We start from the raw sequence: 24275 nt of genomic DNA, 5'->3' as shown, positions 1-24275 counted from the left end.
GGCGTTTCTCCTTCTACGGGGGTGCGGAGGGACGGGCCGGTCCCGTTACGGACGGGCCTACTTGGCCCCGATCCAACTCTCGATCGGGCTGAGCGCGAAGTACACGACGAACACGCCGGTCAGTACCCACATGAACACGCCGACCTCACGGAATCTGCCCTGCGCCGCCTTGATCGCGACGAAGGAGATCACTCCGGCGCCGACACCGGCGGTGATGGAGTACGTGAACGGCATCAGGGCGACCGTCAGGAAGACCGGCACCGCGACGGAGCGGTCGCTCCAGTCGACATGGCGGGCATTCTGCATCATCATCGCGCCGATGACGACCAGTGCGGCGGCGGCGATCGGCCCCGGCACGATCTGGGCGAGCGGGGTGAAGAACAGTCCGGCGGCGAAGAGTACACCGGTGACGACGGAGGACAGACCCGTGCGGGCCCCCTCGCCGACGCCGGTCGCCGACTCGATGAAGACGGTCTGGCCGGAGGCTCCGGAGACGCCGCCGACCGCCCCGCCCACGCCGTCGATGAACAGCGCCTTGGACAGGCCGGGCATCCGGCCCCTGCTGTCGGTGAGCCCGGCCTCGGTACCGACGCCGATGATGGTCGCCATCGCGTCGAAGAAGCCGGCCAGCACCAGGGTGAAGACGATCATGCCTACGGTCATGACGCCGATGTCGCCCCAGCCGCCGAACTCGACATGGCCGAAGAGCCCGAAGTCGGGCATCGAGACGGCGCTGCCCTGCAGTTCGGGTGCGCTGCCGCCCCATGCCTTGGGGCTGATGTCACCGACGGCGTTGACGATGACGGCGAGGACGGTGCCGACGACGATACCGATCAGGATCGCGCCGGGCACGTTGCGGGCCTGCAGCATGAAGATGAGCAGCAGGGTGACGCAGAAGAGCAGTACGGGCCAGCCGGAGAGCTGTCCGCCCACGCCGAGCGTGACCGGGGCGCCCTTGCCGACGAAGCCGGCGTTGACCAGGCCGATCAGCGCGATGAACATGCCGATGCCGATGGTGATGCCGTGCTTCAGGGCCAGCGGTATCGCGTTCATGATGATCTGGCGCAGCCCGGTGACGACCAGCAGCACGATCACCGCGCCGTACATCACACACATGCCCATGGCCTGCGGCCACGTCATGTGGGGCGCCACCTGGGTGGCGAGCACGCCGGAGACGGAGAGTCCCGCGGCGAGAGCGAGGGGCACCTTTCCGATGAAGCCCATCAGCAGGGTCGAGACTGCGGCGGCGAGCGCGGTCGCAGTGATCAGCCCGGCGTGGCTGAGCCGGTGGCCCGCCACGTCCGGTCCGGACAGCAGGAGCGGGTTGAGCAGAAGGATGTAACACATCGCCATGAAGGTCGTGATGCCGCCGCGCACTTCGCGCGCGACGGTCGAGTCACGTTCGGAGATGTGGAAGTACCGGTCGAGCCAGGATCTTCCTGCGGGGATGCGCGAGCCGGAGCCCGCGTCCTCCGCAATGGTCCCGGGCTCCACTGACTGCTGGGTCATGATGCCTGACTCCCAAGGTTCACAGGGGCACCCGCGATGGAGAATCGGTATGCGGGATTTGGGATGACTGCGCTGGCGGCACGACCCGGGGGACGGCCCGAGGCGAACTGTGCATGCAGAGTGGAATGTGCTGGTACTACGGAAGTGCCTGACTGCGTCGTCACCGCTGAGCAGCTTTTCCGCGGGACTGCGCCACCGCGGGACTGCGTTGCCGCGGGACTGCGCCGTCACCGCTGAGCTGCTTTGCTGCGGGACTGCTCGTCGCGCCAACAGCCTTGAACGGTGCGGCACTTGAGTGCTCCGGGCGGTGCGGGCAACGGAAGTGTGACGTTCCTGGGTGGCACGCACCGCCCGGAGGGTTCGGGAGGAGCCGGAGACTCAGGTGCCCGTGAGGTGCTCGGGGCGTACCGGTGTCCTGTTGAGCTCCAGGCCCGTCGCGTTCCGGATCGCCGCGAGGACGGCCGGGGTCGACGACAGGGTGGGGGCCTCACCGATGCCACGGAGCCCGTACGGGGCGTGGTCGTCGGCGAGTTCGAGCACGTCGACCGGGATGGTCGGGGTGTCGAGGATGGTGGGGATCAGGTAGTCCGTGAAGGACGGGTTGCGCACCTTCGCGGTCTTCGGGTCGACCAGGATCTCCTCCATGACGGCGACGCCCAGGCCCTGAGTGGTGCCGCCCTGGATCTGGCCGACGACGGAGAGCGGGTTGAGCGCCTTGCCGACGTCCTGGGCGCAGGCCAGTTCGATGACCTTGACCAGGCCGAGTTCGGTGTCGACCTCGACGACCGCGCGGTGGGCGGCGAAGGAGTACTGGACGTGGCCGTTGCCCTGTCCGGTGCGGAGGTCGAACGCCTCGGTGGGCCGGTGGCGCCACTCCAGCTCGATGTCGACCGCTTCGTCCTCCAGTACGTCGACCAGATCGGCCAGCACCTCACCGCCGTCGGTGACGACCTTGCCGCCCTCCAGGAGCAGTTCGGCGGTGGCCCAGGCGGGGTGGTACGTACCGAACTTGCGGCGGCCCATCTCCAGGACCTTCTCGCGGACGGCCTCGCAGGAGTGCTTCACGGCGCCACCAGTGACATAGGTCTGCCGGGAGGCGGAGGTGGAGCCTGCGGAGCCGACCTGGGTGTCGGCCGGTTGGATGGTGACCTGGGTGACGCCGAGTTCGGTTCGGGCGATCTGGGCGTGGACGGTGACGCCGCCCTGTCCGACCTCGGCCATGGCGGTGTGCACGGTCGCGACGGGTTCGCCGGCGACGACCTCCATCCGCACCCGGGCGGTGGAGTAGTCGTCGAAGCCCTCGGAGAAGCCGACGTTCTTGAGGCCGACCGCGTAGCCGACGCCGCGTACGACGCCTTCGCCATGGGTGGTGTTGGAGAGTCCGCCGGGCAGGGCCCGTACGTCGGCCTGTTCGCCGGCCACCTCCCACTGGCGCTCGGGCGGCAGCGGCATGGCCTTGACCCGGCGCAGCAGCTCGGCGACCGGGGCGGGCGAGTCGACGACCTGTCCGGTCGGCAGGACGCTGCCCTGCTCCATGGCGTTGAGCTGCCTGAACTCGACCGGGTCCATGCCCAGTTCGGCGGCGAGCTTGTCCATCTGGGCCTCGTAGGCGAAGCAGGCCTGGACCGCGCCGAAGCCGCGCATGGCGCCGCACGGCGGGTTGTTGGTGTAGAGCGCGATGGCCTCGATGTCCACGTTGTCGACGACGTACGGACCGACACCGAGCGAGGAGGCGTTGCCGACGACGGCCGGTGAGGCGGAGGCGTAGGCTCCGCCGTCCAGCACGATGCGGCATTTCATATGGGTCAGCTTGCCGTCGCGGGTGGCGCCGTGCTCGTACCAGAGCTTGGCGGGGTGACGGTGCACATGCCCGAAGAAGGACTCGAACCGGTTGTAGACGATCTTGACCGGCTTGCCGGTGCGCAGGGCGAGCAGGCAGGCGTGGATCTGCATCGACAGGTCCTCGCGGCCGCCGAAGGCGCCACCCACTCCGGAGAGCGTCATGCGGACCTTGTCCTCGGGCAGGCCGAGGACGGGGGCGATCTGGCGCAGGTCGGAGTGGAGCCACTGGGTGGCGACGTACAGGTCGACGCCGCCGTCCTCGGCGGGCACGGCCAGACCGGACTCGGGGCCGAGGAAGGCCTGGTCCTGCATGCCGAAGACGTACTCACCGCTGACCACGACATCGGCGCGGGCCGCCGCCGCGTCCGCGTCGCCGCGGACGATGGGCTGGCGGTGGACGATGTTGGGGTGCGGTACGTGCCCGGCGTGGTGGTCGTCGCGGCCCTCGTGGATGAGGGGCGCGTCGGGGGCGGTGGCCGAGGCCTCGTCGGTGACGACGGGCAGCTCGCGGTACTCGATCCTGATCTTCGCGGCTGCGCGCCGGGCCGTCTCGGGGTGGTCGGCGGCGACGAGTGCCACCGGTTCGCCGTGGTGGCGGACCTTGCCGTGGGCGAGGACCGGGGTGTCCTGGATCTCCAGCCCGTAGTGCTTCACCGAGGTCGGCAGGTCGTCGTAGGTGAGTACGGCGTAGACGCCGGAGGTGGCGAGCGCTTCCGAGGTGTCGATGGAGACGATCTCGGCGTGCGCGACCGTGGACCGCAGCGTGTGACCCCAGAGCATGTCCTCGTGCCACATGTCGGAGGAGTACGCGAACTCGCCGGTGACCTTCAGGATGCCGTCGGGGCGGAGCGTGGACTCGCCGATGCCGCCCTTGGTACGGGTGCCCTGGTTGATGCTGGTGGGGTTGCCGGTAACGCCCATCGTCAGACCGTTTCTTCCGCGCGGGCGGCCGCGAGGCGGACCGCGTCGAGGATCTTCTCGTAGCCGGTGCAGCGGCAGAGGTTGCCGGAGAGCGCCTCACGGATGTCCGCGTCGGACGGTTCCGGGTTGCGTTCGAGCAGTTCGTCCGCGGCGACCAGCAGGCCGGGGGTGCAGAAACCGCACTGAACGGCGCCGGCGTCGATGAACGCCTGCTGGATCGGGGAGAGTTCACCGGTGTCCCGGCCATCCTCGCCGGCCGGCTTGGCTTCCCACTGGCGTGCCTTGTCGAGTGCGGTGCCGCAGGCGCCGGAGGCGCAGCCACTGCCCGGGTGTGCCTGGGAGCGGTGGGCGGCGAAGTCCGCGAGCCCCTCTACGGTGACGACCTCGCGGCCCTCCACCTGGCCTGCGGCGACCAGGCAGGAGCAGACCGGGACACCGTCCAGACGGACCGTGCACGATCCGCACTCGCCCTGCTCGCAGGCGTTCTTCGAGCCGGGCAGGCCCATCCGTTCACGCAGCACGTAGAGGAGCGACTCGCCCTCCCAGACGTCGTCCGCCTCGTGCCTGCGTCCGTTGACCGTGAAATTGACGCGCATGATCAGGCAGCTCCTTCGGTGCTGCGGCCGTTGCCGCGGTACGACTCCCAGGTCCAGCCGAGGGTGCGGCGGGCCATGATCCCGACCGCGTGCCTGCGATAACTCGCGGTGCCGCGCACATCATCGATCGGATTGCAGGCACCGGCGGCGAGCGCGGCGAACTGCGAGGCGATGGACGGGGTGATGATCGTGCGGCTGTCCCAGAACCCGCCTTCTTCGAGCGCGGCGTTCAGGAATTCCTCCGCCGCCTTCGCCCGGACGGGCGTGGGGGCGGCCGAGCCGATGCCGGTGCGGACCGTACGGGTCTCCGGGTGCAGGGCCAGGCCGAAGGCGCAGACCGCGATGACCATCGCGTTGCGGGTGCCGACCTTGGAGAACTGCTGCGGCCCGTCGGCCTTCTTGATGTGCACGGCCCGGATCAGCTCGTCCGGTTCGAGGGCGTTGCGCTTGACGCCGGTGTAGAAGGCGTCGATGGGGATCAGCCGCGTTCCGCGTACGGACTCGGCCTCGACCTCGGCGCCCGCGGCGAGCAGCGCCGGGTGGGCGTCTCCGGCGGGCGACGCGGTGCCCAGGTTGCCGCCGACACCACCGCGGTTGCGGATCTGCGGCGACGCGACGGTGTGCGAGGCGAGCGCCAGTCCGGGCAGCTCGGCGCGCAGGTGCTCCATGATGTGGCTGTACGGGACGGAGGCGCCGAGCCGTACGCTCTCCTGGCCCACCTCCCATTCGGACAGTTCTCCAATGCGGTTCAGGTCCAGGAGGTACTCGGGCCGCCGGTGGTCGAAGTTGATCTCGACCATCACATCGGTGCCACCCGCAATGGGCACAGCCGTAGGGTGCTCGGCCTTGGCGGCGAGCGCCTCCTCCCAGCTGGCGGGGCGAAGGAAGTCCATGAGTGGCTCTCTTCTTCTCAATCGGGTCGTTCGTCAGGACGTGCGTGCCAGGCATCGTGCGGCAGACGGCAGACCGACGACAGGCCCTCGGGCACGGCCGGCCCTCGACTGGTCGTTCATATGTGTTAACGCGGTGTGGGGCCAAGTACACAAGCCGTGCCCCACCTGGTGCAGTCACCGAAACCATGAAGGAGTTGGCTGGTCGATCTCCTCGTCTTGTAGATTCGAACGAATGGCGGGGATCAGTAACCTCACCGCAATAACCAGTTTTCACCCGCACCAACGAAAGAGACGGCGGCGACGAGATGCGGCTGCGCGCACTGCTGGAGACCGACGCGCTGGGCCTGCGGCTGCTCGGCGGCGAGGACGAGCTGGACAGGACCGTCCGTGGGGTGATGACCACCGACCTGCGGGATCCCAGCCGCTATCTGTCGGGCGGTGAGCTGGTCCTGTCGGGCCTGGCCTGGCGCCGGAACGCGACGGACTCGGAGCCGTTCGTACGGATCCTGGCGGGCGCCGGGGTCGCCGGGCTGGCGGCGGGCGAGGCGGAGCTCGGCAATGTTCCCGTCGATCTGGTGGAGGCGTGCGCGAAGCACCGGCTGCCGCTCTTCGCCGTCCATGAGACCGTCGCGTTCGCAACGATCACCGAGCATGTGGTGCGCCAGGTGTCCGGCGAGCGGGCGGGCGATCTGGCCGCGGTCGTGGACCGGCACCGCAGGCTGATGACCTCGGGTCCGGCGGGCGGCGGCCCGGAGGTGGTGCTCGATCTGCTCGGCTCCGACCTCGACCTGCATGCCTGGGTGCTCTCCCCCACCGGCCGGCTGATCGCGGGCGCCGGTGACGCGCCGCTGGCCGAACCGGTGGGCGCGGCGCTCGCCGGCCACCACCTGGCCGCCACCCGCACCGGCCGCCCGGCCCCGCACCGGACCACGGTCGGCGGCACCACGTATTCGCTCTTCCCGATCCGCAACACCGGGCGGGGCGCGCTCCCGGGTTCCCGGGATGTGCGCGAGTCGGTGCTCTCCGACTGGCTGCTCGCGGTCGAGGCGGACGCGAGCGACTGGCCGTCCGCCCGGCTGGATCTGCTCCACGGCGTCACCCAGCTGATCGCGGTCGAACGGGACCGGCGCGACTCCGCCCGTACGGTACGCCGCAGGCTCGCCCAGGAAGTCCTGGAGCTGGTCCAGACGGGCGCCCCGCCCGCCGAGATCGCCGCCCGGCTGCGGGTCGCCGCCCCGGTGCTGCTGCCGGGGTTCGGCGCCGCGCCGCACTGGCAGGTGGTGGTGGCGCGGGTCGAGTGGGGCGGCGCGGAGGGCTCCGCGGACCCGGGCGGGCCGTCCGGCTCCGTCGCGGGCACCCCGGCCGGGGGCCCCGGCTTCGCCGTCGCGGGCGGCCCGGTCGCCCAGGCGCTGCTGGAGGAGATCCTGGTCGACCCCGCGGTCACCGGCTCCGACTCCGCGGACCGGATCGCGGTCGCCCACACGGGCGACGAGGCGGTGGCCCTCGTACCGCTGCCCGCCGTCACCGCGCCCGCACCGGCCCACGACTCCGCCGCCGACGCGGCACCCGTCGAGGAGGACTGCGCGCTCCATGCCGACGTGCTGCTCGCCGCCGTCCGCGAACCGCTCTCCGCGGGCCTCGCCGACGACGACCGGCTGACACTGGGTGTCAGCGCGGCCGTGCATTCACCCGAAGGCCTGCGCGGCGCCCTGGAGGAGGCCCGGCACGCCCGTCGGGTGGCGGCGGCCCGTCCCGGCCGGGTCTGCGCGGCCGGCCATCACGAGCTGGCCTCGCACGTCCTGCTGCTGCCGTTCGTCCCGGACGACGTGCGCCGCGCGTTCACCGCACGGCTGCTCGACCCGCTGCGCGACTACGACCGGCGCCACCGCGCGGAGCTGATCCCGACGCTGGAGGCGTTCCTGGACTGCGACGGTTCCTGGACCCGCTGCGCGTCCCGGCTCCATCTGCACGTCAACACGCTGCGCTACCGGGTCGGGCGAATCGAGCAGTTGACGGGGCGTGATCTTTCGCGCCTGGAGGACAAGCTCGATTTCTTCCTCGCCCTGCGTATGAGCTGACATCGGGGACCTGCCGCGGCTCCCGGCAGGTCCCGCCGTTTGTGAAAACTTTCACCTGACATTGCCCCGACCCCTTGGCCCGGCGTGCCAATCCGTGCTGAGATGCGGCCAGACTCAACAGCTCGATGGCGCGCTCGGGGAGGGCAATGTGGCGCATACCGCCATGTCTGGTTCCGGAACGACAGCAGATGACGATCCGCCGCTCCAGACAGCGGTATGGCGGCTGCGGTCACGCGCCTGCTGGACGGACGCCGCCGCGCTGCTCGAACCCGACGCCGCCACCGATCCGGCGGCGGCACTCCAGCGGACGGCCCTGCTGACCGAACGGTGCCTGTATACCGGGCAGGGCTGGACCGACGCCGAGGACGCGCTGCGCACCGCCGAGGCGCTGGCCCACGACGACGCCGAACGGGGTGCGGCCGCCTGCGAGCGCGGTCATCTGGCGTACGCGTCGACGCTCCTCGGGGTACGGGACCGGGCCGACGAGGCCAGCGTCGCCCTGAGCCGGGCCGCCGCGCTGCTCACCCCGTCCGCGCCGAGCCGCCCGCTGCTGGACTTCCGCCGGGGCCTGATCGCGCAGAACATCGCCGACTCGCCGCAGGCCGCGCGCGCCGCGTACCGCAGGGCTCACGCCGGTGCGACCGCTCAGGGCGACGCCCTGCTGCTCTCCTCGACCTGGCGCCATCTCGCCCTGCTGGCCCTGCGCGAGGGCGAGCTCGCGGAGGCCCGGCACGGCTTCGCCGAGTCCCTGCGGATAAGGGAGGAGCTGGGCTATCTGATCGGTACGGCTCCGGCCCTCATCGCCCTCGCGGACTCGGAACCGGAGCCGGAGGCGGCGACCCGGCTGCGGGCCGAGGCGGGCCGGCTCTTCCGGCTGCTCGGGGGCGTACCGACCTGGCTGGCCCCGCATCTGGACCCGCCGCCGGAGACGGCCGAGGCGAACCAGGAGGGTTCTTTACGGCCCTGATCCGCCGGACAGATGCCGAGCCCCGGGGGCCGGCGTTCGGTCAGCTCTCGGCGCCGTTGAAGTGTTCCCGTACGAGCGACTGCACGACGGTCAGATCCTGGGCGATGAGGGCGTCGAGCAGGGCGGTGTGCTCGACGGCGTCGGCGAGCAGGTCGGCGCGGCGGGTGACGGGGTTGTTCCCCAGGGGCCACTGGGATCGGCGGTGCAGGTCGTCGGCGACCATCACCAGCTGCTCGTTGCCGCAGAGCGCGAGGACCGCGCCGTGGAAGGCCCGGTCGGACTCGGCGTAGCTCGCCCGGTCGCCCACGGCGGCGGCCGTCACCGTGGCGTCGGCCAGCGGGCGCAGGGCGCACCAGCGGGCCGGCGGTACGGTGCGGGCCAGTCGCAGCATGACGGGGCCCTCGATCAGCGCCCGTACCTCGGCCAGCTCGGCCAGCTCGTGCGGGCCGCGCTGGGACACCCGGAATCCGCGGTTCGGTACGACTTCGACGGCGCCCTCGATGGCAAGCTGCTGCATCGCCTCGCGCACCGGGGTCGCGGAGACCCCGAAGCGGGCGCCGAGAGCCGGTGCGGAGTAGACCTGCCCCGGGACCAGCTGACCGTCGACCAGGGCGGCGCGCAGGGCGTCGAGGATCTGGCCGCGCACGGAGTGCCGCTGCACCGCCACGCGCGGGGCGGGCGGCTCGCTGTGGGTGTGCTCGCCACGCGCCTGGTCCGTGCGTCCCTGTTCCCTGCGTGCTTGGTCCTCGCGCGGCTGTTCCCTGTCTGTCTCCGCACCACGCGCCTGCTCGCCGCGTGGCTGTTCGGGTACGCGTACGGCTGCCGGGGTGGTCGCGGACGCGACGGACGCGTACGTCGGTCGCGCCTGCCCTCGCGCGCTGCCCTGCTCCACTCGGACCTCCTCGGCCTGCCGCGGGCACGGCTCGCGTGCGCCATGCCCCTGTGCACGATAGGCGGAGCAGACCGCAGTTCAAACATCGACCCGTTCGGGTAAGGTAAGGCTTACCTGCAAACGATCGCGATTCGGTGGTCCTGCATGACACTCCCCGCCCTGCTCCCCGGCACCACCGCGTCCGCCGTGACGGGCGCGTACACGCGTCTGGCCGAGGTCTTCCCCGGCCTGCGCGCAGAGGTGCTGACGGACGATGACGCCGCGCCCCGCGGCGCCGGCTGGGTGGGCGCGGAGGAGCTCGCGGCCGGTGGTGCCGCGCTCGACGCCTTCCTGGCCTGGGACCACGCGCAGGTGGTGCGGGACCACGGACAGCAGGCCCGTCCCGATGTGGTCGCCGGCTTCGGGCTGCACCGGTACGCCTGGCCCGCCTGCCTGCTGGTGACGGTGCCGTGGTTCCTGTACCGGCGGGTGCCACGGATCGCCGTCGGCGATGTGGCATTCCAGCGCGCGCTGGGCCATCTGACCGTCCGCGTACGGGAGTTCGCCTGCCTTCCGGACGATCCCGCGGCCGGGCTGCCGGGCGCCCGGGTGGTCCTCGACGAGGCTGCGCTGCGGGCCGAGGTGCTCGCCGCGGTGGCCGACCACATCGGCCCGGTGCTGGACGGCTTCGGACCACGGATGCGGCGCGGCCGACGGGCGCTGTGGGGCATGGCGACGGACGAAATCGTCGAGGGCCTCTGGTACATCGCCCATCTCCTCGGCGAGGAGCGACGGGCGATGGCCGAGCTGGAGGCACTCCTGCCCGGCACCACGAAGCCGTTCGTCGGCTCGGCGGGCTTCCGCGAACTGGCCGGGCCGGACGGCGGGTCGTTGCCCACCCGCGACCGGACGAGCTGCTGCCTCTTCTACACGCTGCGCCCCGAGGACACCTGTGTCACGTGCCCCCGCACCTGTGACGCGGACCGGGTACGGAAACTGACGCCCACTCATTGATTCACACCACCTGCACGGGTAGTACTATTCGAACGCACATCATCGGCCGCGTACGGATATTCGATCAGATCCCGGCTATCCGTATGCCCTGCCACCCAATGGCGTTCTCTTGCCCCGAAACCCCCAGAGAGTGACGGGGTTTCGGCAATTATGGCGCCCGAAATGCCCTACGCGACGCAAGGGACCGCGCATGAGACTGACCGACATATCGCTGAATTGGCTGCTTCCGGGCGCCGTGCTGCTCGTGGGGGTCCTGGCGGCGGTCGCGGTGGTCGCACGCGGCAAGCGCGCCGCTGACAATTCCGCTGCCGAAGACAGCTGGGAACGCAGCGAGGAGCGTCGTAGACGCAAGGAGGCGCTGTACGCCACCGCCTCGTACATCCTGCTCTTCTGCTGTGCGGCGGTCGCCGCCGCGCTCTCCTTCCACGGGCTCGTCGGCTTCGGCGAGCAGAATCTCGGCCTCACCGGGGGCTGGGAATATCTCGTCCCGTTCGGCCTCGACGGGGCCGCGATGTTCTGTTCCGTACTCGCGGTGCGCGAGGCCAGCCACGGTGACGCGGCGCTGGGCTCACGGCTGCTCGTATGGATGTTCGCCGGCGCCGCGGCCTGGTTCAACTGGGTGCACGCGCCGCGCGGCATCGACCACGCGGGCGCCCCGCAGTTCTTCGCGGGGATGTCGCTCTCCGCGGCGGTGCTCTTCGACCGGGCACTGAAGCAGACCCGCCGGGCCGCGCTGCGCGAACAGGGCCTGGTGCCCCGTCCGCTGCCGCAGATCCGGATCGTACGGTGGCTGCGCGCCCCCCGGGAGACCTTCGGCGCCTGGTCGCTGATGCTGCTGGAGGGCGTACGCACCCTGGACGAAGCGGTCGAGGACGTACGTGAGGACCGGCGGGAGAAGGAGCAGAACCGTCTCCGCAGGAAGGACCAGGAGAAGCTGGACCGAGCCCACATCAAGGCGCTGAACCGGCAGAACCGCGCCTGGCGCCGGGTCGGCCGGAATGGCACCCAGGTGGACATCCAGGCGATCGCCCCGACGTCGGCCTCCGCGCAGTCCGCCGTGGAGACCGCCGGATCCGAGCCGGGGCAACTGCCCTTGCGGCCCCGGCCGTCCCTGCAAGCCGTGACGGGTCCGCACACCGGCACCCCTGAGCGGAACGCGCTCGATCCGGTCACCGTCGACCTCACCGCCGAGGACGACACCCAGGCACTGCCCCGGCTCGACTCGCTGGAGCGGAAGCTGAAGGATCTGGAGCAGCAGTTCGGCTGATCCACTGATCCACCTGTCCACATGGATGCGCTGATCCGCTGCAAGAGGCCCTGACGGCCCGGTCTTCTCCGGGCTCTCAGGGCCTCTCGCCGTGCAGTTCGAACCAGACGACCTTGCCCAGCGCGTGTGCGCCGACCCCCCAGGCGTCCGCGAGGCTCTGCACCAGGAACAGCCCCCGGCCGTGCGTACCGTCGTCGGCGTCCGATACGTACGACGGGGGCAGCCCGGACACGAAGTCCCTTACCTCCACCCGCAGTCCGGCGGGCGCCACGCTCACCGTGACGACCGCGCCGTGCCTCGTGTGGATCAGCGCGTTGGTCACCAGCTCGCTGAGCAGGAGCTCCGCCACCTCGGCCGACTCGTCCTGCCACCGGTAGCGCAGGAACTCCCGTAACGCACGCCGCGCTTCGCTTACGGCCGCCAGATCGGTACGGGCCAGTCGACGATGCAGCCGGACCGGCTGCCGCCCCTGCGCCCCGGGCTCGTGAGCCGGCCCGTCCGCCATGGAATCGGCCTCTTTCCGACGCTTCATCATTTCCCCCGACTGCACCGTGAATCGCCCCCTGTTCGCCGTATCGCCGAACGCCTTCGCGGAACATCTCCACGGGGATGCATGCCCCACAGACCGGCCGCCACGCTTGTCGACTCATCAATAAGTGAACAGGCGCGCAGAAACGGCCTGCCGATCCCGGACACATCGGCGTCACGTGTGCGCCCCTCCGGTCAACTTCCGATCGGCGAGGCGGTGAACGGCCCTGGCGGGTATTTCGCAAGCAACTTCGACGCGCTCGCGGACTGTCTCAGCGGCGGGATGGGCACACCGGACGACGACTTCGTCTTCGAGTGGCGGGACCACACGGTCTCCGCACAGGCCCTGGGTCATGCGGAGACGGCACGCTATCTGCGGCAGAGCCTGGACCGGGTGCACCCCACCAACAGACCGGCGGTCCGACGACGGCTGGACGACGCCCTGGCGGGGCGGGGGCCGACCCTGTTCGACCTGCTCGTGGAGACCCTGACGAACGGATTGGGGCCCGGCGGGCTGCGGCTGCTGTGAGCCGCCGAAGTACGGTACGGCCGGCCGACGGAGCGGGACCACCGCTCTGCCGGCCGGCCGTTGTCGTGTGACCGAAGGCACTCAGTACTGGTGCTCAGTACTTGGTGGAGACGGTCACGCCGCTGAAGTCTTCGACGCCGTGGAGGCTGATGTAGTTGTATCCGGCCACGGGGTGGTCGATGGTCAGCGTGTGCTCGTTGCCGGCACCGACGGCCCGCTCGGTGTAACTGCCGGTGTTCGCCCAGCCGTTCGCACCGTAGTAGAGGTCGGCGTCGCCCGTGCCACCCGAAGCGGTGATCTTCAGCTGCGCGGTGTCCGCCGGAATGTATATGTACAGGTAGGTGTAGTTGTCCCGGGTGTGGGCCAGCCCGCTGCGCTTGCAGTCCTGGCCCAGCTCCCTGGTGTCGCTCCCGGTGCACTCGGGCGCGGGATCGGTGGGCGGGTTGGTGCTGGTGCCGCAACCACCGGCCGCGCAGGCGGTCAGCCAGGTGTCCCAGTCGGTTTCGTAGCGGTCGCCGATGGTCGATGTGAGCAGAGTGCGGGCACCGTCCCAGTCACCCTTGCGGTAGAGGCCGAGGAGCGTGTCGATGTCCCCGCGGTGGGACTCCAGCATGTAACGGACGGCCAGATAGCCCCAGTTGTAGACTCGGGTCTGGTCGGCGTTCTCGTAGGTGGTGTCGTACAGGGTCCGCAGGGTGTAGGTGTGGTTCGCCGCCTGGGCAGCGGCGGCGTCGTAGTTGACCTTGCGGTACGAGTAGGAGACGTACTCCGCAAAGCCCTCGACCCACCAGACGGTCGGCGTGGTCAGTCCGTCCTCGAAGTCGCCGTGCATGTTGAAGCGGCCGTCGAGGTAGTGCGTGTACTCGTGGTTGAGGTTCCAGATCTGGAACTCGGGACGGACCCACTCGGCCTCGTACGCGATGAACCGGGGCTGATTGCCCTGCGCAGCGGGGTCGCCTTCCAGGTACATCCCGCCGTTGTTCGTGTTGATGCCGTAGATCGCGCCGGCGTAGGTCTGGTAGTCGGTGCTGGAGTCGAAGACCACGACTTCGATGGTGGTGTTGCGGTCACCGTCGACCGGTCCCTTGTCCCGGGCGACGTCGTGGAAGTAGGCGTCCTGGTTGCGCAGACTGGTGCAGCTCGCCTCGAGGTCCTCGGCGGACATCTGCTGCGCCAGGATGCGGATGCTGTCGCTGCATGTGTGGCTGACGGGGAGGACCGCGCTCTTCAGGCGCTGGGCGAGGTCACAGGTGCCGTAGTACGAGCAGTTCGCCTTGTCGTAGGCCTCGACCATCTGCGCCACGCCGACCCAGAGCGGGGCGGTGGGGCCGGTGATGGAGCTCTTGCCGAGCAGTCCGGCGGCCAACGGGCTCGCCTTGGGGCGCAGGGAGTCTTCCTTGAGGAAGCGGCCGAGCTCAAGTCCCGCGTTGGAGGCGAGGAACGACTGCTTGGTGCCCAGCAGGTCGAGATGGCGCGACGCGAAGTCGCTGAGGGCGTTCAGCGCGCTGGGGTCGGCCTCCACCGCGGCGATGAACTCCGGCACCTGGTGACCGCGGAAGAACACCGTGTACACGCTGTTCACGGCGTTGACCATGTACCAGGAGCTGTTGTACGAGGAGTCGTAGTTGGCCAGCAGCCGCTTGACGACAGACAGGTAGCGGGCGTTCTCCACAGCGCTGTCGATCAATATGACGGCCTCGGACAGGGTCTCCCCGTTGGCGTCGGTGACGTCGAAGGCGTGCGAAGAGGCGAAGAACGCGTCGAGCGCGCCCTGGATGGCCGTACGCAGTTCCGGCCCGTAGCTGCCCACCGTGTCGGGGTCGTAATACTGCACGTAGTACCCGGCTCGGAGATAGAGGACCAGCTGGGGCATGCCGGTACTGCTGTCGCCGGGGTAGGCGGCCGATCCCTCGCGCATGGCGTTGGCGACGGTGACCATCTGCGCCTCACGGAAGGCCAGACTGCCGTCGTTGCCCTTGACGCGGAACAGCGTGTTGACGCAGTCGGTCGTCGATGACTTGATCTGCTGGACCAGGTCACTTCCGGTGCGGCTGGTGAAGTCGCTGACGTTGCACGCGGCCGCGGTCCCGCCGGAGGGTGCGGTGAGACCGGCGGCCTTGGCCCGGGCTCGGGCCTTGGCCTTCATCGAGGGCGCCAGGTGGCTCGGAAGCGCGGTGCCGGGGTCGTCGTAGTCCCGCCGCAGTGCGTCCTTGGATGCGGACATCGGCGGGCGGTCGGCGGCCTTGAGCGCTTTACGGCCGACGTGTGCGGCGTCGCCGACGGGTGCGGTCGGCGCCTCGGCGGAGGGACCGCCCGGCTCTGCGGCGATTCCGTTGCCCGTACGCATCGAACCGGCGTCGGCGGTCCGGGAGTGACCGGGCGCCGCGGTCGACGCCGATGCGGTGGCGCGCCGCTCAACGGCCTGGCTCGGTGCGGAGAGCACGCCCACGCCCAGGCATGCTGCCAGGACCACAGTGGACAGTCCCATGAATCTCTGTCGAACCGTTCGGTTCTTCACGTGCCGCCTCCCAGCGGAGTGGTGACCGCGCAAACGCGCGGCTGTGGGGGAATGCGCGGGGGTGGGGCCGAACCGGATTGCGGTGCGCCCACGTTGTGGCATGGACACGGCCCCTCCCCTCTGCGCGCTGTACAATGGCACATGTCACATGTTCTTCGGAAGCCCTTTGGCGCACATTCATCTCCGCGCCAACTCATCGCCAGAGCAACGGATTCGAGCCGCAGACAGCGAGCGTCCGGGCCCCGAGCACCGACAGATCCATGAGGAGCAATGCCCGTGCCCCGTTCCCTCTCCGCACCCCGCACCAGCAGCCATGACCTGCCGGTGTCGCCCGCGCTGGACGCCTTCATGAGCACGGCGTGGGCGGACACCCCGCTCCCGGCGGACGTCCGCGTCCCCTCGTACGACGTCACGCCCGCCCGCCGCGCCCGACTCGCCGCCCGCTTTCCGGGGGAGCGCCTGGTCATCCCGGCAGGCGCGCTCGCGGTCCGCTCCAACGACACGGACCACCGGTTCCGTCCGCACACCGGCTACGCCTGGCTCACCGGTCTCACGGGAGAGGACCAGGCCGGCCATGTCCTCGTCCTGGAACCCGACGGTGACGAGCGGCACGAGGCCGTGCTGTATCTGCGGCCCCGGTCACCGCGCACCGGCCACGAGTTCTACCGCGACCGCAGATACGGGGAGTTCTGGGTCGGACGCAGGCCCGACCTGGCGGAAGCCACCCGGATGACCGGCATCCGCTGCGCGCACCTGGACGCCTGGGAGAAGCTGCTGACCGGGCCGCAGCCCCCGGTAAGGGTGCTGAGCGGCGTAGACCCGTCCGTGGACGAACTCCTGTCTTCCCGGCGCTCGTTCACGCCCGGCCGGTCGGTTCCGGCCGGTCCGGAAGCGGTGCTCAGCGAGCTCCGCCTCATCAAGGACCCCTGGGAGACCGGGCAGTTGCAGCAAGCCGTCGATGCCACGGTGGCCGGGTTCGAGGATGTGGTGCGCAGCCTGCCGCAGGCGCTGCGGCACCCACGGGGTGAGCGCTGGATCGAGGGCGTCTTCGATCTACGGGCCCGGCTGGAAGGAAACGGTCCGGGCTACTCCACGATCGCCGCGGCGGGGGCACACGCCTGCGTTCTGCACTGGATCCGCAACGACGGCCCGCTGGACCGCGACCGGTTGCTGCTCCTGGACGCCGGGGTGGAGACGGATTCGCTCTACACCGCCGACATCACCCGCACCCTGCCGCTTTCCGGCCGGTTCTCTCCCGTACAGCGCAACGTGTACGAGTTGGTACTCGCCGCGCAGGACGCCGGCATCGCGGCGCTGCGCCCCGGCGCGCGCTTCCGTGACTTCCATCTGGCGGCCATGCGGGTCATCGCCGAGGGACTGCACGACTGGGGCGTGCTGCGGATGTCCGCCGATGAGGCGCTCGACGCCGACAACGGCTTCTACCGCCGCTACACGCTCTGCAGCAGCGGCCACATGCTCGGTATGGACGTGCACGACTGCGCCCAGGCACGGGCCGACACGTATCTGGACGGGCGGCTGGAAGCCGGCCAGGTCCTGACGGTAGAGCCGGGGCTCTATCTCCAGCCCGACGACGAGACGCTGCCCCCGTCGCTGCGTGGAATCGGGGTGCGGATCGAGGACGACCTCGTGATCACGGCCGACGGCGCCCGACTCATGTCGTCCGCGCTGCCGCGCTCCGCCGACGGAGTCGAGGAGTGGATGGGCGCCCTGCTGGACAGTTGAGCCGCGAGTCGAGCCGAGGCCAGTGGTTCAGGCCTCGGCGGCCGGCAGCGTGACCCTTCTGATCCGCCTGTCTCCCATGCGGGCCTCCTCGGCAGCCTCCGCTGCCTCCTCCTCTGCCCAGAGCTTCCTGACATGTGACATGTGGATCAGCATGGCTCTCTCCGCGCCCCGTGCGTCACCGGCGATCACGAGGTCGAGCAGTTCAACATGCTCCTCGGCCGATCGTGCCAACAGGCCCCTGTCGGCAAGCCGGTTGAGCCCGAAGAGGCGCGATCGCTTGCGCAGGTTGCCGACCTCCTCGACCAGCCTGCGATTTCCGGCCAGTCCGAGCAGTTCGAGGTGGAAGCGACGGTCCGCCTCCAGATAGCCGATGATGTCGTGCTCGGCTGCCGCGTCGACGATCTCCACGGCGAGCGGGCGCAGCGCCCTCAGCTGCCTGGCCTTGCCCATGCGGGCGATGCGGCCGACCGTGGGTACCTCGATCATGGCGCGGAGTTCGGTGAAGTCGTCGAGGTCCTGTTCGGTCAGCTCCGTAACCCGGAAGCCCTTGTTGCGGACCGCTTCGACCAGGCCCTCGCGCGCCAGGTCGAGCATGGCCTCACGGACCGGGGTGGCGGACACCCCGAAGTCCGCTGCGAGCGCGGGAGCGGAGTAGATCACGCCCGGACGGAGGTCCCCGGCGATCAGGGCCGCCCTGAGTGCGTTCGCCACCCGGTCGCGCAAGTGCTCTTGCGCCGAGATGGTGTTGAGCGTCGTCAGGCGGGCCATATGTGTTCCTCCAGCGCCGTACGGGCCCTCAGAATACAATGGCGGGTTTCCGCTCGGGCCCGTCGTTCCAAGCCTGTGGACAACTCGCTCAGAGCGCCGAATCCCGGTACACCGCGGCGGCGATCGCAAGGTCTTCCCAGCCCATCCCGACGCTCTTGAAGAACCGGGGGCGCTCGCGGACAGCCGGCTTCCCACCGAGGTTCCGCCCGGCCACCAGGTCGGCGAGGGTGCCGGTGATGTCGTCGGTACCGAAAGCCCCTTCCGCCATTGGGATCAGCAGATCGCCCGCCTCCGACAGGGCCGCCGCCCTCGATTCGACGAACACGGCGGAGCGCGACACCAGGGCGGTGTCGACCTCCCGGGCCTCCGGGGTGTGCGAGCCGACCGCGACGACCACGGCCCCGTCCGGTACGAGGGTGCCGTCGAACAGCGGGGTCGCGGACGTGGTGCAGCAGATCACCAGATCGGCCGTGGCAACCTCCTGCGCCCCGTGCGCCTCACCCGCGCGGGCGTCCATGCCGAGCCCGCGGGCGTGCTCGACCAGTGCGGCGACCCGGTGCGGGGTACGGCCGATCACGGTGACCCGTTCGACGCGGCGTTCCGCGTGCACCGCGGCGAGGTGCCCGTACGCCTGCGGACCCGTTCCGAAGAGGACCAGGTGACGCAGGACGGGCCCGGTGAGGTGGCGGATCGCGAGTGCGGACACGGCCGGGGTGCGCAGTGTGGTAAGCGCGGCTCCGTCGAGCAGGGCCAGTGGCAGCAGGGTGGGACCGTCGAGCAGCAGATAAGGAAGAATTGTGCGGGTCGGTCTATCCGGGGTCGGCCAGGTCGGCGAGCCTGGACAGTTTCACGGGGCCGGGCAGCGGGCGCCGGTCGGGGCCCTCCGGCGCCTCAGCGGTGCCGCCTCCCGTGCGGTGCGCGCCGGCCCTTTCACGTACGGCGAATCCGCACGTCCGGCCCTGGCACCACCCCATTCCGGCCCGGGCGAGCAGTTTCACCGTCCTGGTATCGGCGGCGCCCAGCACAGCGCGCGGCCGGGGAGGCAGTCGGCTGACCCCGGCGTGAGGTGCGGCCGGACCCGGCGGGACGTCCGGCCGAACCCCGCGCCGGATTCCGCGCCGGATTCCGCGCCGGATTCCGCGCCGGTCTCCGGTCAGGGGCGGGGCACGTTCCGCAGATTGGAGCGGGCCATCTGGACCATCCGGCCCACTCCCCCGTCCAGCACCATCTTGCTGGCGGAGAGCGCGAATCCGGTCACCATCTCCGCGCTGATCTTCGGCGGGATGGAGAGCGCGTTGGGATCGGTGACGACATCGACGAGCGCCGGGCCCTTGTGCTTGAAGGCGTCCTTGAGGGCGCTCTCCAACTGCTTGGGCTTCTCGACCCGGACCCCGTACGCCCCGGCGGCCCGGGCGATCGCCGCGAAGTCCGGGTTCTTGTTGTCCGTGCCGAACGACGGGAGCCCGGCGACCAGCATCTCCAACTCGACCATACCGAGCGAGGAGTTGTTGAACAGTACGACCTTCACCGGCAGGTCGTACTGCACCAGGGTGAGGAAGTCGCCCATCAGCATGGTGAATCCGCCGTCGCCGGACATCGACACCACCTGTCGGTTCCGGTCGGTGAACTGGGCGCCGATGGCCTGCGGCAGCGCGTTCGCCATCGAGCCGTGGCTGAACGAACCGATGACGCGGCGCTTGCCGTTGGGCGAGAGGTAGCGGGCGGCCCAGACATTGCACATGCCGGTGTCGACGGTGAACACGGCATCGTCATCGGCGATTTCGTCCAGCACCGAGGCTACGTACTCCGGGTGGATCGGGATGTGTTTCTCGACCTTGCGGGTGTACGCCTTGACCACGCCCTCCAGCGCGTCGGCGTGCTTCTTCAGCATCCGGTCGAGGAACTTGCGGTCGGTCTTGACCTTCACCCGCGGAGTCAGACAGCGAAGCGTCTCGCGGACATCGCCCCAGACCGCCAGATCCAGCTTGGAACGGCGGCCCAGGTGCTCGGGCCGCACATCGACCTGGACGATCTTCACATCGTCGGGGAGGAAGGCGTTGTACGGGAAGTCGGTGCCGAGCAGGATGAGGAGATCGCACTCGTGGGTCGCCTCGTAGGCGGCGCCGTAGCCGAGCAGCCCGCTCATGCCGACGTCGTACGGGTTGTCGTACTGGATCCATTCCTTGCCGCGCAGCGCGTGCCCGACCGGGGACTTCACCCGCTCGGCGAACTCCATCACCTCGGCATGGCCGCCCGCCGTGCCGCTGCCGCAGAACAATGTCACACGTTTCGCCTCGTCGACCATGCGGCAGAGCTTCTCGATCTCCGCGTCACCGGGCCGTACCGTCGGCCGCGAGGTGACCAGGGCGTGCTCGATCGACTTCTCCGGAGCGGGCTGCGAGGCGATGTCGCCCGGCATCGCGACGACGCTGACCCCGCCTCGGCCGATCGCGTGCTGAATGGCCGTCTGGAGCAGCCGCGGCATCTGCTGCGGGTTGGAGATCATCTCGTTGTAGTGGCTGCACTCCTGGAAGAGCAGCTCCGGATGGGTCTCCTGGAAGTAGCCGAGACCGATCTCGCTCGACGGGATGTGCGAGGCGAGTGCGAGAACGGGCGCCATGGAGCGGTGCGCGTCGTAGAGGCCGTTGATGAGGTGCAGGTTTCCAGGGCCGCAGGATCCGGCGCAGGCCGCCAGGGAGCCGGTGATCTGGGCCTCGGCTCCGGCGGCGAACGCGGCCGTCTCCTCGTGCCTGACCTGGATCCAGTCGATGGCCGAGTTGCGGCGGATGGCGTCGACGACCGGGTTGAGGCTGTCGCCGACGACCCCGTACATGCGCTTGACCCCCGCCCGGACGAGGATGTCGACGAACTGCTCCGACACGTTCTGCTTGGCCATGGGTGCGTAACCTTTCCGCGCTTCGGCTTCCGGACTCCGCATCCATCAACCCATGAAGCGCGCGGTTACGCCTCCCAGACTCCGACACTCGTACGGTCGTCGGCGTACCCCTTCACCCTGAGCTGGGAGTCCGCGAGGAAGGCCGCGAGCCCGGGCGCGTGGTCGTCGGCCCAGCGTTCGGCCAGCTCCCGGGCCAGGGCGGGTTCGCCGCGCAGTGGTTCGGCGAGGCCGGTGCTGCACAGCAGCAGCGTGTCCCCCGGCCGGGCCACCGAAGCCCGGAACCGGAAGGGCTCGGCGGGCGGTGGTCCGGATTCGGCCGCGGCTTCGCCGCCGTCACCGGCGGGTTCCGGAACCTCCGGTTCGAGGTCCTGCCAGACGCCGTCGCGCAGCCGGAGGAGCCCGCCGGCGCCGGCGCCGAAGAAGATCCGCGTCCGGCAGTCGGGATCCGCCGGCAGCAGGAGGCAGCGCAGCCCCGCGGTGTACCGCTCCGGTTCGAGGCCCAGTTCTGCGGCGCGGGCGCGCAGCTTGCCGTAGGTACGGTCGGTGAGGCGGTGCAGGCCGGATTTGAGGTCGCCGCGGCGGCCGGCCCCTATGTCCTCGGAGAGCCTGGCGTGGCTGCGACCCACGGCACCGCCGATCCAGCGGCAGGCGTCGGCCGCCGCCAGGTGCCCCCGCTCGGTGGCGCGGGCCCCGGTGGCGACGGCGACCAGGACGAGCGCCCTCCGGTCGGTGCCGAACCGTACGGTGAGCAGCGCGTCGCGGCGGGGCTCGCCGCGGAACCGCGCGGAGTCCCCGCGCACGGAGGCGGCGCGCAGGGTGTACGTGCCGTACCGGGCGCCGTCGAGCACGGTGTCGGCGACGAGATCGTCGAGCTCCTGGGGGACGGTGGCGGGCAGCGCGGTGGGCTCGGCGTCGTAGGTGGGCGGCCGGTCACCCACATGGCCGATCACGGGGCGCCGGGCGGGAACGGATGAGGGCTCGGGAGCCTCTGCGGTGACGTCGGTGATGGGGCCCCGCGGGGCAACGCTCCTGTCGACGACCGGCCGCTTGGGCAGAGGCGGCACGGGCGGCACGGACGACACGGACGGCAGATCCGGTAACGATCGCGGGTCAGGGACGGCCGGTGGCACAGACACCGGAGCCGGACCCGCGACCGAAGCCCCAGCCCCACCCACGTCCTCGTCCCCGTCCCCGTCCCCCACACTCCCCCCACGCCCGCCCCCGCCTCGGCCAACCGCGTCCGACGCCGAGTCGAAGCGGTCGTCGAGGCTGTCGGCCGCGTTGGTCGCCCCGGTGTCCCTGGCGGTTTCGTCGTACAGCCTGCGCCACCAGTCGTTCTCGTGGGCGGCGGACCTGTCCCCCTGCTGACTCATGCCCTTATTGTCGACCGCCCGGGCCGTACGAAAACGGGTCATCCGGAAACAGTGGCCGGACAAAAGAGGTCCGCCGGGCGTCCCCACCCCCCACGGGAAGGACGCCCGGCGAACCGGTCGGGGCGTGATCAGCGCACGGCGTACGCGTCGTTCACGGTCTGGATGACGGAGTTGCCGTTGGCGTCCGTCAGTTCGGTCTTCAGGGCGACCGGCTTGCCGGCCGCGCCCGCGTGGTTCACGATCGCGGTCCACCGGTCACCCTGCTGTGCGGTGATGGCCCTGGTCCGGGTCTCGCCGCCGTCGTACAAGTAGGAGACCTCGGCGGCGACCAGCTTGCCGGGCGTGTAGCCCGCGTGGCCGGTGACGCTCAGGCCGATCGTCTGACCGTCCTTCGCCGGAAGGGTCTTGAGCCCGTCGGTCTCCAGGTCGTAGCCCGGGAAGAGCAGCGGGATCCCCTGCGAGTAGACGTTCTCGTCCCTCGCGTCGAGCTTCGCGACCGAGGAGCGGACGGCGGAGCCGTCGTTGCCGGTGACGGCCAGGACTGCGGCGGTGGCCGCTCCCAGCGCCGTACGCGATATCGGACGCATCGCTCTCCCCAAGTGAAACCGGAACACCTCTGAACAGACCATGTGATTGCGGAGGTTGTCGGTACTGCGGTGGCGCCACATTGGCAGAGCGACCAGCGATAAAGGGATGATGTACAGGGCGGGTTTACGCCGTGGCCGCTTTCCGCCACAGCCGACGCCCGAAGACAGCGCCATCGTGCGGAATCAATGCGTCCGGGAGGGGTCCAGGGATGCTGGGAGCCATAGGTCTCGACGAGATACAGGAGTCGGCGTACCGCGCGCTCGTGACGGTGGGAGCCGCGGAGGTCTCCGATCTCGCGCACCGGCTGGCTCTTCCCGAGGCGGACACGGAGCGGGCGTTGCGCCGGCTGGAACAGCACGGGCTCGCCGCGCAGGCCTCGTCCCGCATGGACCGTTGGGTGGCCGCGCCGCCCGCGGTGGCGCTGGGAGCGCTGCTGACCCAGCAGCGCCATGAGCTGGAGCAGGCGGAGTTGACGGCGGCGCTGCTCGCCGAGGAGTACCGGGCGGAGGCCACCGAGCCGGCCGTGCACGATCTGGTCGAGGTGGTGACCGGCGCGAGCGCGGTGGCGCACCGCTTCCACCAGTTGCAGCTGGGGGCGACGAGCGAGGTGTGCGCCCTGGTCACCGGCAAGCCGATCGCGGTGAGCGGTATGGAGAACGAGGCCGAGGAGCAGGTCGCCACGCGCGGGGTGTCGTTCCGGGTCGTCATCGAACGCGAGGTGCTGTCGCTGCCGTCCGGGATTCTGGAACTGTCGGCCGCGCTGAGCCGTGACGAGCAGTGCCGGGTCGTCGACCGGGTGCCGACCAAGCTGGTCGTCGCCGACGGCGCCCTGGCGATGGTGCCGCTGACCCGACGGGGCGCCGAGCCGGCGGCGCTGGTGGTGCACGCCTCCGGGCTGCTGGAGTCGCTGATGGGGCTCTTCGAGGCGGTGTGGCGCGAGGCCATGCCGCTCAGGCTCGCCGAGAGCGGCCGGCTGGAGGAGGTGTCCACCGGGCCCGATCCGACGGATCTGGAGATCCTGTCGCTGCTGCTGGCCGGGCTGACGGACGCGAGCGTGGCGAAGCAGCTGGAGCTGGGGCTGCGGACCGTGCAGCGGCGGGTGAAGAAGCTGATGGAGCTGACCGGGGTGTCGACCCGGCTGCAATTGGGCTGGCACGCGTACGAACGGGGCTGGGTAGCCCGGGAGACGCGGACCTGAGCCGGCGCCCCTCCCGGCAGGCTTCGTCCCGTCCCGCCCTACCCCCGTCACGTCACGTCACGTCACGTCACGTCACGTCACGTCACCAGGCATCGTCGGCGCCCCGGCACGGTGTTCGCGCCGTGACGTTACGGCCCCGAGCTGCGTCGACGGCCTTTACCCGGGGCCGCGCTGAC

Annotated in this window: 19 protein-coding genes and 1 pseudogene; 7 read left to right on the top strand and 13 right to left on the bottom strand. The window is 70.4% G+C overall.

Translation table 11 applies throughout. The features are described 5' to 3' along the window. Positions 1-57 precede the first annotated feature (57 nt). From OG936_RS29295 to OG936_RS29280, 4 genes are all read right to left on the bottom strand, one after another. Positions 58-1509, bottom strand: a complete 1452-nt coding sequence (locus OG936_RS29295) for an NCS2 family permease (protein WP_406498749.1) — start codon at positions 1507-1509, stop codon at positions 58-60. Positions 1510-1887: 378 nt separating this feature from the next. Next, positions 1888-4272, bottom strand: a complete 2385-nt coding sequence (pucD, locus tag OG936_RS29290; protein ID WP_406498747.1) for a xanthine dehydrogenase subunit D — start codon at positions 4270-4272, stop codon at positions 1888-1890. A 2-nt stretch (positions 4273-4274) separates the two neighbouring features. Next, the gene (locus OG936_RS29285) at positions 4275-4868 is read right to left on the bottom strand and encodes a (2Fe-2S)-binding protein (protein ID WP_406498745.1); all 594 of its coding nucleotides are present in this window, start codon (positions 4866-4868) and stop codon (positions 4275-4277) included. A 2-nt stretch (positions 4869-4870) separates the two neighbouring features. Beyond that, complete coding sequence (locus tag OG936_RS29280) at positions 4871-5761, bottom strand: FAD binding domain-containing protein (RefSeq protein WP_383754433.1); 891 nt, start codon at positions 5759-5761, stop codon at positions 4871-4873. A gap of 305 nt (positions 5762-6066) precedes the next feature. On the opposite strand from OG936_RS29280, the gene OG936_RS29275 reads away from it, so the two are divergent. Both OG936_RS29275 and OG936_RS29270 read left to right on the top strand, forming a co-directional pair. Then, on the top strand, positions 6067-7839 hold the full coding sequence (locus OG936_RS29275) for a PucR family transcriptional regulator (protein ID WP_406498743.1): 1773 nt from the start codon (positions 6067-6069) through the stop codon (positions 7837-7839). A 163-nt stretch (positions 7840-8002) separates the two neighbouring features. Further along, positions 8003-8806: a hypothetical protein gene (locus OG936_RS29270; RefSeq protein ID WP_406498741.1), complete on the top strand. Its 804-nt coding sequence runs from the start codon at positions 8003-8005 to the stop codon at positions 8804-8806. A gap of 40 nt (positions 8807-8846) precedes the next feature. On the opposite strand, the gene OG936_RS29265 is transcribed toward OG936_RS29270, so the two are convergent. Next, on the bottom strand, positions 8847-9698 hold the full coding sequence (locus tag OG936_RS29265; protein ID WP_406498739.1) for a GntR family transcriptional regulator: 852 nt from the start codon (positions 9696-9698) through the stop codon (positions 8847-8849). Positions 9699-9842: 144 nt separating this feature from the next. Between OG936_RS29265 and OG936_RS29260 the strand changes: the two genes are divergently transcribed. Both OG936_RS29260 and OG936_RS29255 read left to right on the top strand, forming a co-directional pair. After that, the gene (locus tag OG936_RS29260; protein ID WP_406498737.1) at positions 9843-10691 is read left to right on the top strand and encodes a (2Fe-2S)-binding protein; all 849 of its coding nucleotides are present in this window, start codon (positions 9843-9845) and stop codon (positions 10689-10691) included. A gap of 190 nt (positions 10692-10881) precedes the next feature. Next, positions 10882-11958 carry a DUF2637 domain-containing protein gene (locus tag OG936_RS29255; protein WP_406498736.1) on the top strand — a complete coding sequence of 359 codons (1077 nt, stop codon included), beginning with the start codon at positions 10882-10884 and terminating at the stop codon, positions 11956-11958. Between the two features lie 76 nt (positions 11959-12034). On the opposite strand, the gene OG936_RS29250 is transcribed toward OG936_RS29255, so the two are convergent. After that, complete coding sequence (locus tag OG936_RS29250) at positions 12035-12463, bottom strand: ATP-binding protein (protein WP_406498734.1); 429 nt, start codon at positions 12461-12463, stop codon at positions 12035-12037. 180 nt (positions 12464-12643) lie between these two features. On the opposite strand from OG936_RS29250, the gene OG936_RS29245 reads away from it, so the two are divergent. Then, positions 12644-13015 (top strand): barstar family protein, encoded by a 372-nt coding sequence (locus OG936_RS29245; RefSeq protein WP_406500654.1) that lies wholly within the window; start codon positions 12644-12646, stop codon positions 13013-13015. 94 nt (positions 13016-13109) lie between these two features. Here the strand turns inward: OG936_RS29245 and OG936_RS29240 are convergent, their stop codons facing one another. Then, positions 13110-15503: a M9 family metallopeptidase gene (locus OG936_RS29240; RefSeq protein WP_406498732.1), complete on the bottom strand. Its 2394-nt coding sequence runs from the start codon at positions 15501-15503 to the stop codon at positions 13110-13112. A gap of 378 nt (positions 15504-15881) precedes the next feature. Here OG936_RS29240 and OG936_RS29235 point away from each other — a divergent pair, with 378 nt between their 5' ends. Continuing rightward, positions 15882-17276 carry an aminopeptidase P family protein gene (locus OG936_RS29235; RefSeq protein WP_406500653.1) on the top strand — a complete coding sequence of 465 codons (1395 nt, stop codon included), beginning with the start codon at positions 15882-15884 and terminating at the stop codon, positions 17274-17276. 27 nt (positions 17277-17303) lie between these two features. Here OG936_RS29235 and OG936_RS29230 read toward each other — a convergent pair whose 3' ends face one another. From OG936_RS29230 to OG936_RS29205, 6 genes and pseudogenes are all read right to left on the bottom strand, one after another. After that, positions 17304-18044 carry a GntR family transcriptional regulator gene (locus OG936_RS29230; RefSeq protein ID WP_406498730.1) on the bottom strand — a complete coding sequence of 247 codons (741 nt, stop codon included), beginning with the start codon at positions 18042-18044 and terminating at the stop codon, positions 17304-17306. An 88-nt stretch (positions 18045-18132) separates the two neighbouring features. After that, positions 18133-18792, bottom strand: a complete 660-nt coding sequence (locus OG936_RS29225; protein ID WP_406500652.1) for an ornithine cyclodeaminase family protein — start codon at positions 18790-18792, stop codon at positions 18133-18135. 61 nt (positions 18793-18853) lie between these two features. Further along, positions 18854-19066 (bottom strand): annotated as a pseudogene (locus OG936_RS29220) (FAD/NAD(P)-binding oxidoreductase); the annotation flags it as partial. A 131-nt stretch (positions 19067-19197) separates the two neighbouring features. Further along, the gene (locus OG936_RS29215) at positions 19198-20940 is read right to left on the bottom strand and encodes a pyruvate dehydrogenase (RefSeq protein WP_406498728.1); all 1743 of its coding nucleotides are present in this window, start codon (positions 20938-20940) and stop codon (positions 19198-19200) included. Positions 20941-21005: 65 nt separating this feature from the next. After that, the gene (locus OG936_RS29210; RefSeq protein WP_406498727.1) at positions 21006-22313 is read right to left on the bottom strand and encodes a protein phosphatase 2C domain-containing protein; all 1308 of its coding nucleotides are present in this window, start codon (positions 22311-22313) and stop codon (positions 21006-21008) included. Positions 22314-22441: 128 nt separating this feature from the next. Then, positions 22442-22900, bottom strand: coding sequence for a hypothetical protein (locus OG936_RS29205; protein ID WP_406498726.1), 459 nt, complete (start codon positions 22898-22900; stop codon positions 22442-22444). Between the two features lie 209 nt (positions 22901-23109). Between OG936_RS29205 and OG936_RS29200 the strand changes: the two genes are divergently transcribed. Next, entirely contained in the window at positions 23110-24099 is a 990-nt protein-coding gene (locus tag OG936_RS29200; protein WP_406498725.1) for a helix-turn-helix domain-containing protein, read from the top strand. Positions 24100-24275 lie beyond the last annotated feature (176 nt).

Source organism: Streptomyces sp. NBC_00846 (assembly GCF_045207325.1).
Classification (GTDB): domain Bacteria; phylum Actinomycetota; class Actinomycetes; order Streptomycetales; family Streptomycetaceae; genus Streptomyces.
Note: the sequence above shows the minus strand (reverse complement) of the source record. Positions and strands in the feature narration are given on the sequence as shown.

What these genes read in the sequence shown, in the direction of transcription:
- OG936_RS29295 (WP_406498749.1), bottom strand. Translation starts at nt 1,509, where the DNA reads ATGACCCAGCAGTCAGTGGAGCCCGGGACCATTGCGGAGGACGCGGGC.
- pucD (WP_406498747.1), bottom strand. Translation starts at nt 4,272, where the DNA reads ATGGGCGTTACCGGCAACCCCACCAGCATCAACCAGGGCACCCGTACC.
- OG936_RS29285 (WP_406498745.1), bottom strand. Translation starts at nt 4,868, where the DNA reads ATGCGCGTCAATTTCACGGTCAACGGACGCAGGCACGAGGCGGACGAC.
- OG936_RS29280 (WP_383754433.1), bottom strand. Translation starts at nt 5,761, where the DNA reads ATGGACTTCCTTCGCCCCGCCAGCTGGGAGGAGGCGCTCGCCGCCAAG.
- OG936_RS29275 (WP_406498743.1), top strand. Translation starts at nt 6,067, where the DNA reads ATGCGGCTGCGCGCACTGCTGGAGACCGACGCGCTGGGCCTGCGGCTG.
- OG936_RS29270 (WP_406498741.1), top strand. Translation starts at nt 8,003, where the DNA reads ATGTCTGGTTCCGGAACGACAGCAGATGACGATCCGCCGCTCCAGACA.
- OG936_RS29260 (WP_406498737.1), top strand. Translation starts at nt 9,843, where the DNA reads ATGACACTCCCCGCCCTGCTCCCCGGCACCACCGCGTCCGCCGTGACG.
- OG936_RS29255 (WP_406498736.1), top strand. Translation starts at nt 10,882, where the DNA reads ATGAGACTGACCGACATATCGCTGAATTGGCTGCTTCCGGGCGCCGTG.
- OG936_RS29250 (WP_406498734.1), bottom strand. Translation starts at nt 12,463, where the DNA reads ATGGCGGACGGGCCGGCTCACGAGCCCGGGGCGCAGGGGCGGCAGCCG.
- OG936_RS29240 (WP_406498732.1), bottom strand. Translation starts at nt 15,503, where the DNA reads ATGGGACTGTCCACTGTGGTCCTGGCAGCATGCCTGGGCGTGGGCGTG.
- OG936_RS29235 (WP_406500653.1), top strand. Translation starts at nt 15,882, where the DNA reads ATGAGCACGGCGTGGGCGGACACCCCGCTCCCGGCGGACGTCCGCGTC.
- OG936_RS29230 (WP_406498730.1), bottom strand. Translation starts at nt 18,044, where the DNA reads ATGGCCCGCCTGACGACGCTCAACACCATCTCGGCGCAAGAGCACTTG.
- OG936_RS29215 (WP_406498728.1), bottom strand. Translation starts at nt 20,940, where the DNA reads ATGGCCAAGCAGAACGTGTCGGAGCAGTTCGTCGACATCCTCGTCCGG.
- OG936_RS29210 (WP_406498727.1), bottom strand. Translation starts at nt 22,313, where the DNA reads ATGAGTCAGCAGGGGGACAGGTCCGCCGCCCACGAGAACGACTGGTGG.
- OG936_RS29205 (WP_406498726.1), bottom strand. Translation starts at nt 22,900, where the DNA reads ATGCGTCCGATATCGCGTACGGCGCTGGGAGCGGCCACCGCCGCAGTC.
- OG936_RS29200 (WP_406498725.1), top strand. Translation starts at nt 23,110, where the DNA reads ATGCTGGGAGCCATAGGTCTCGACGAGATACAGGAGTCGGCGTACCGC.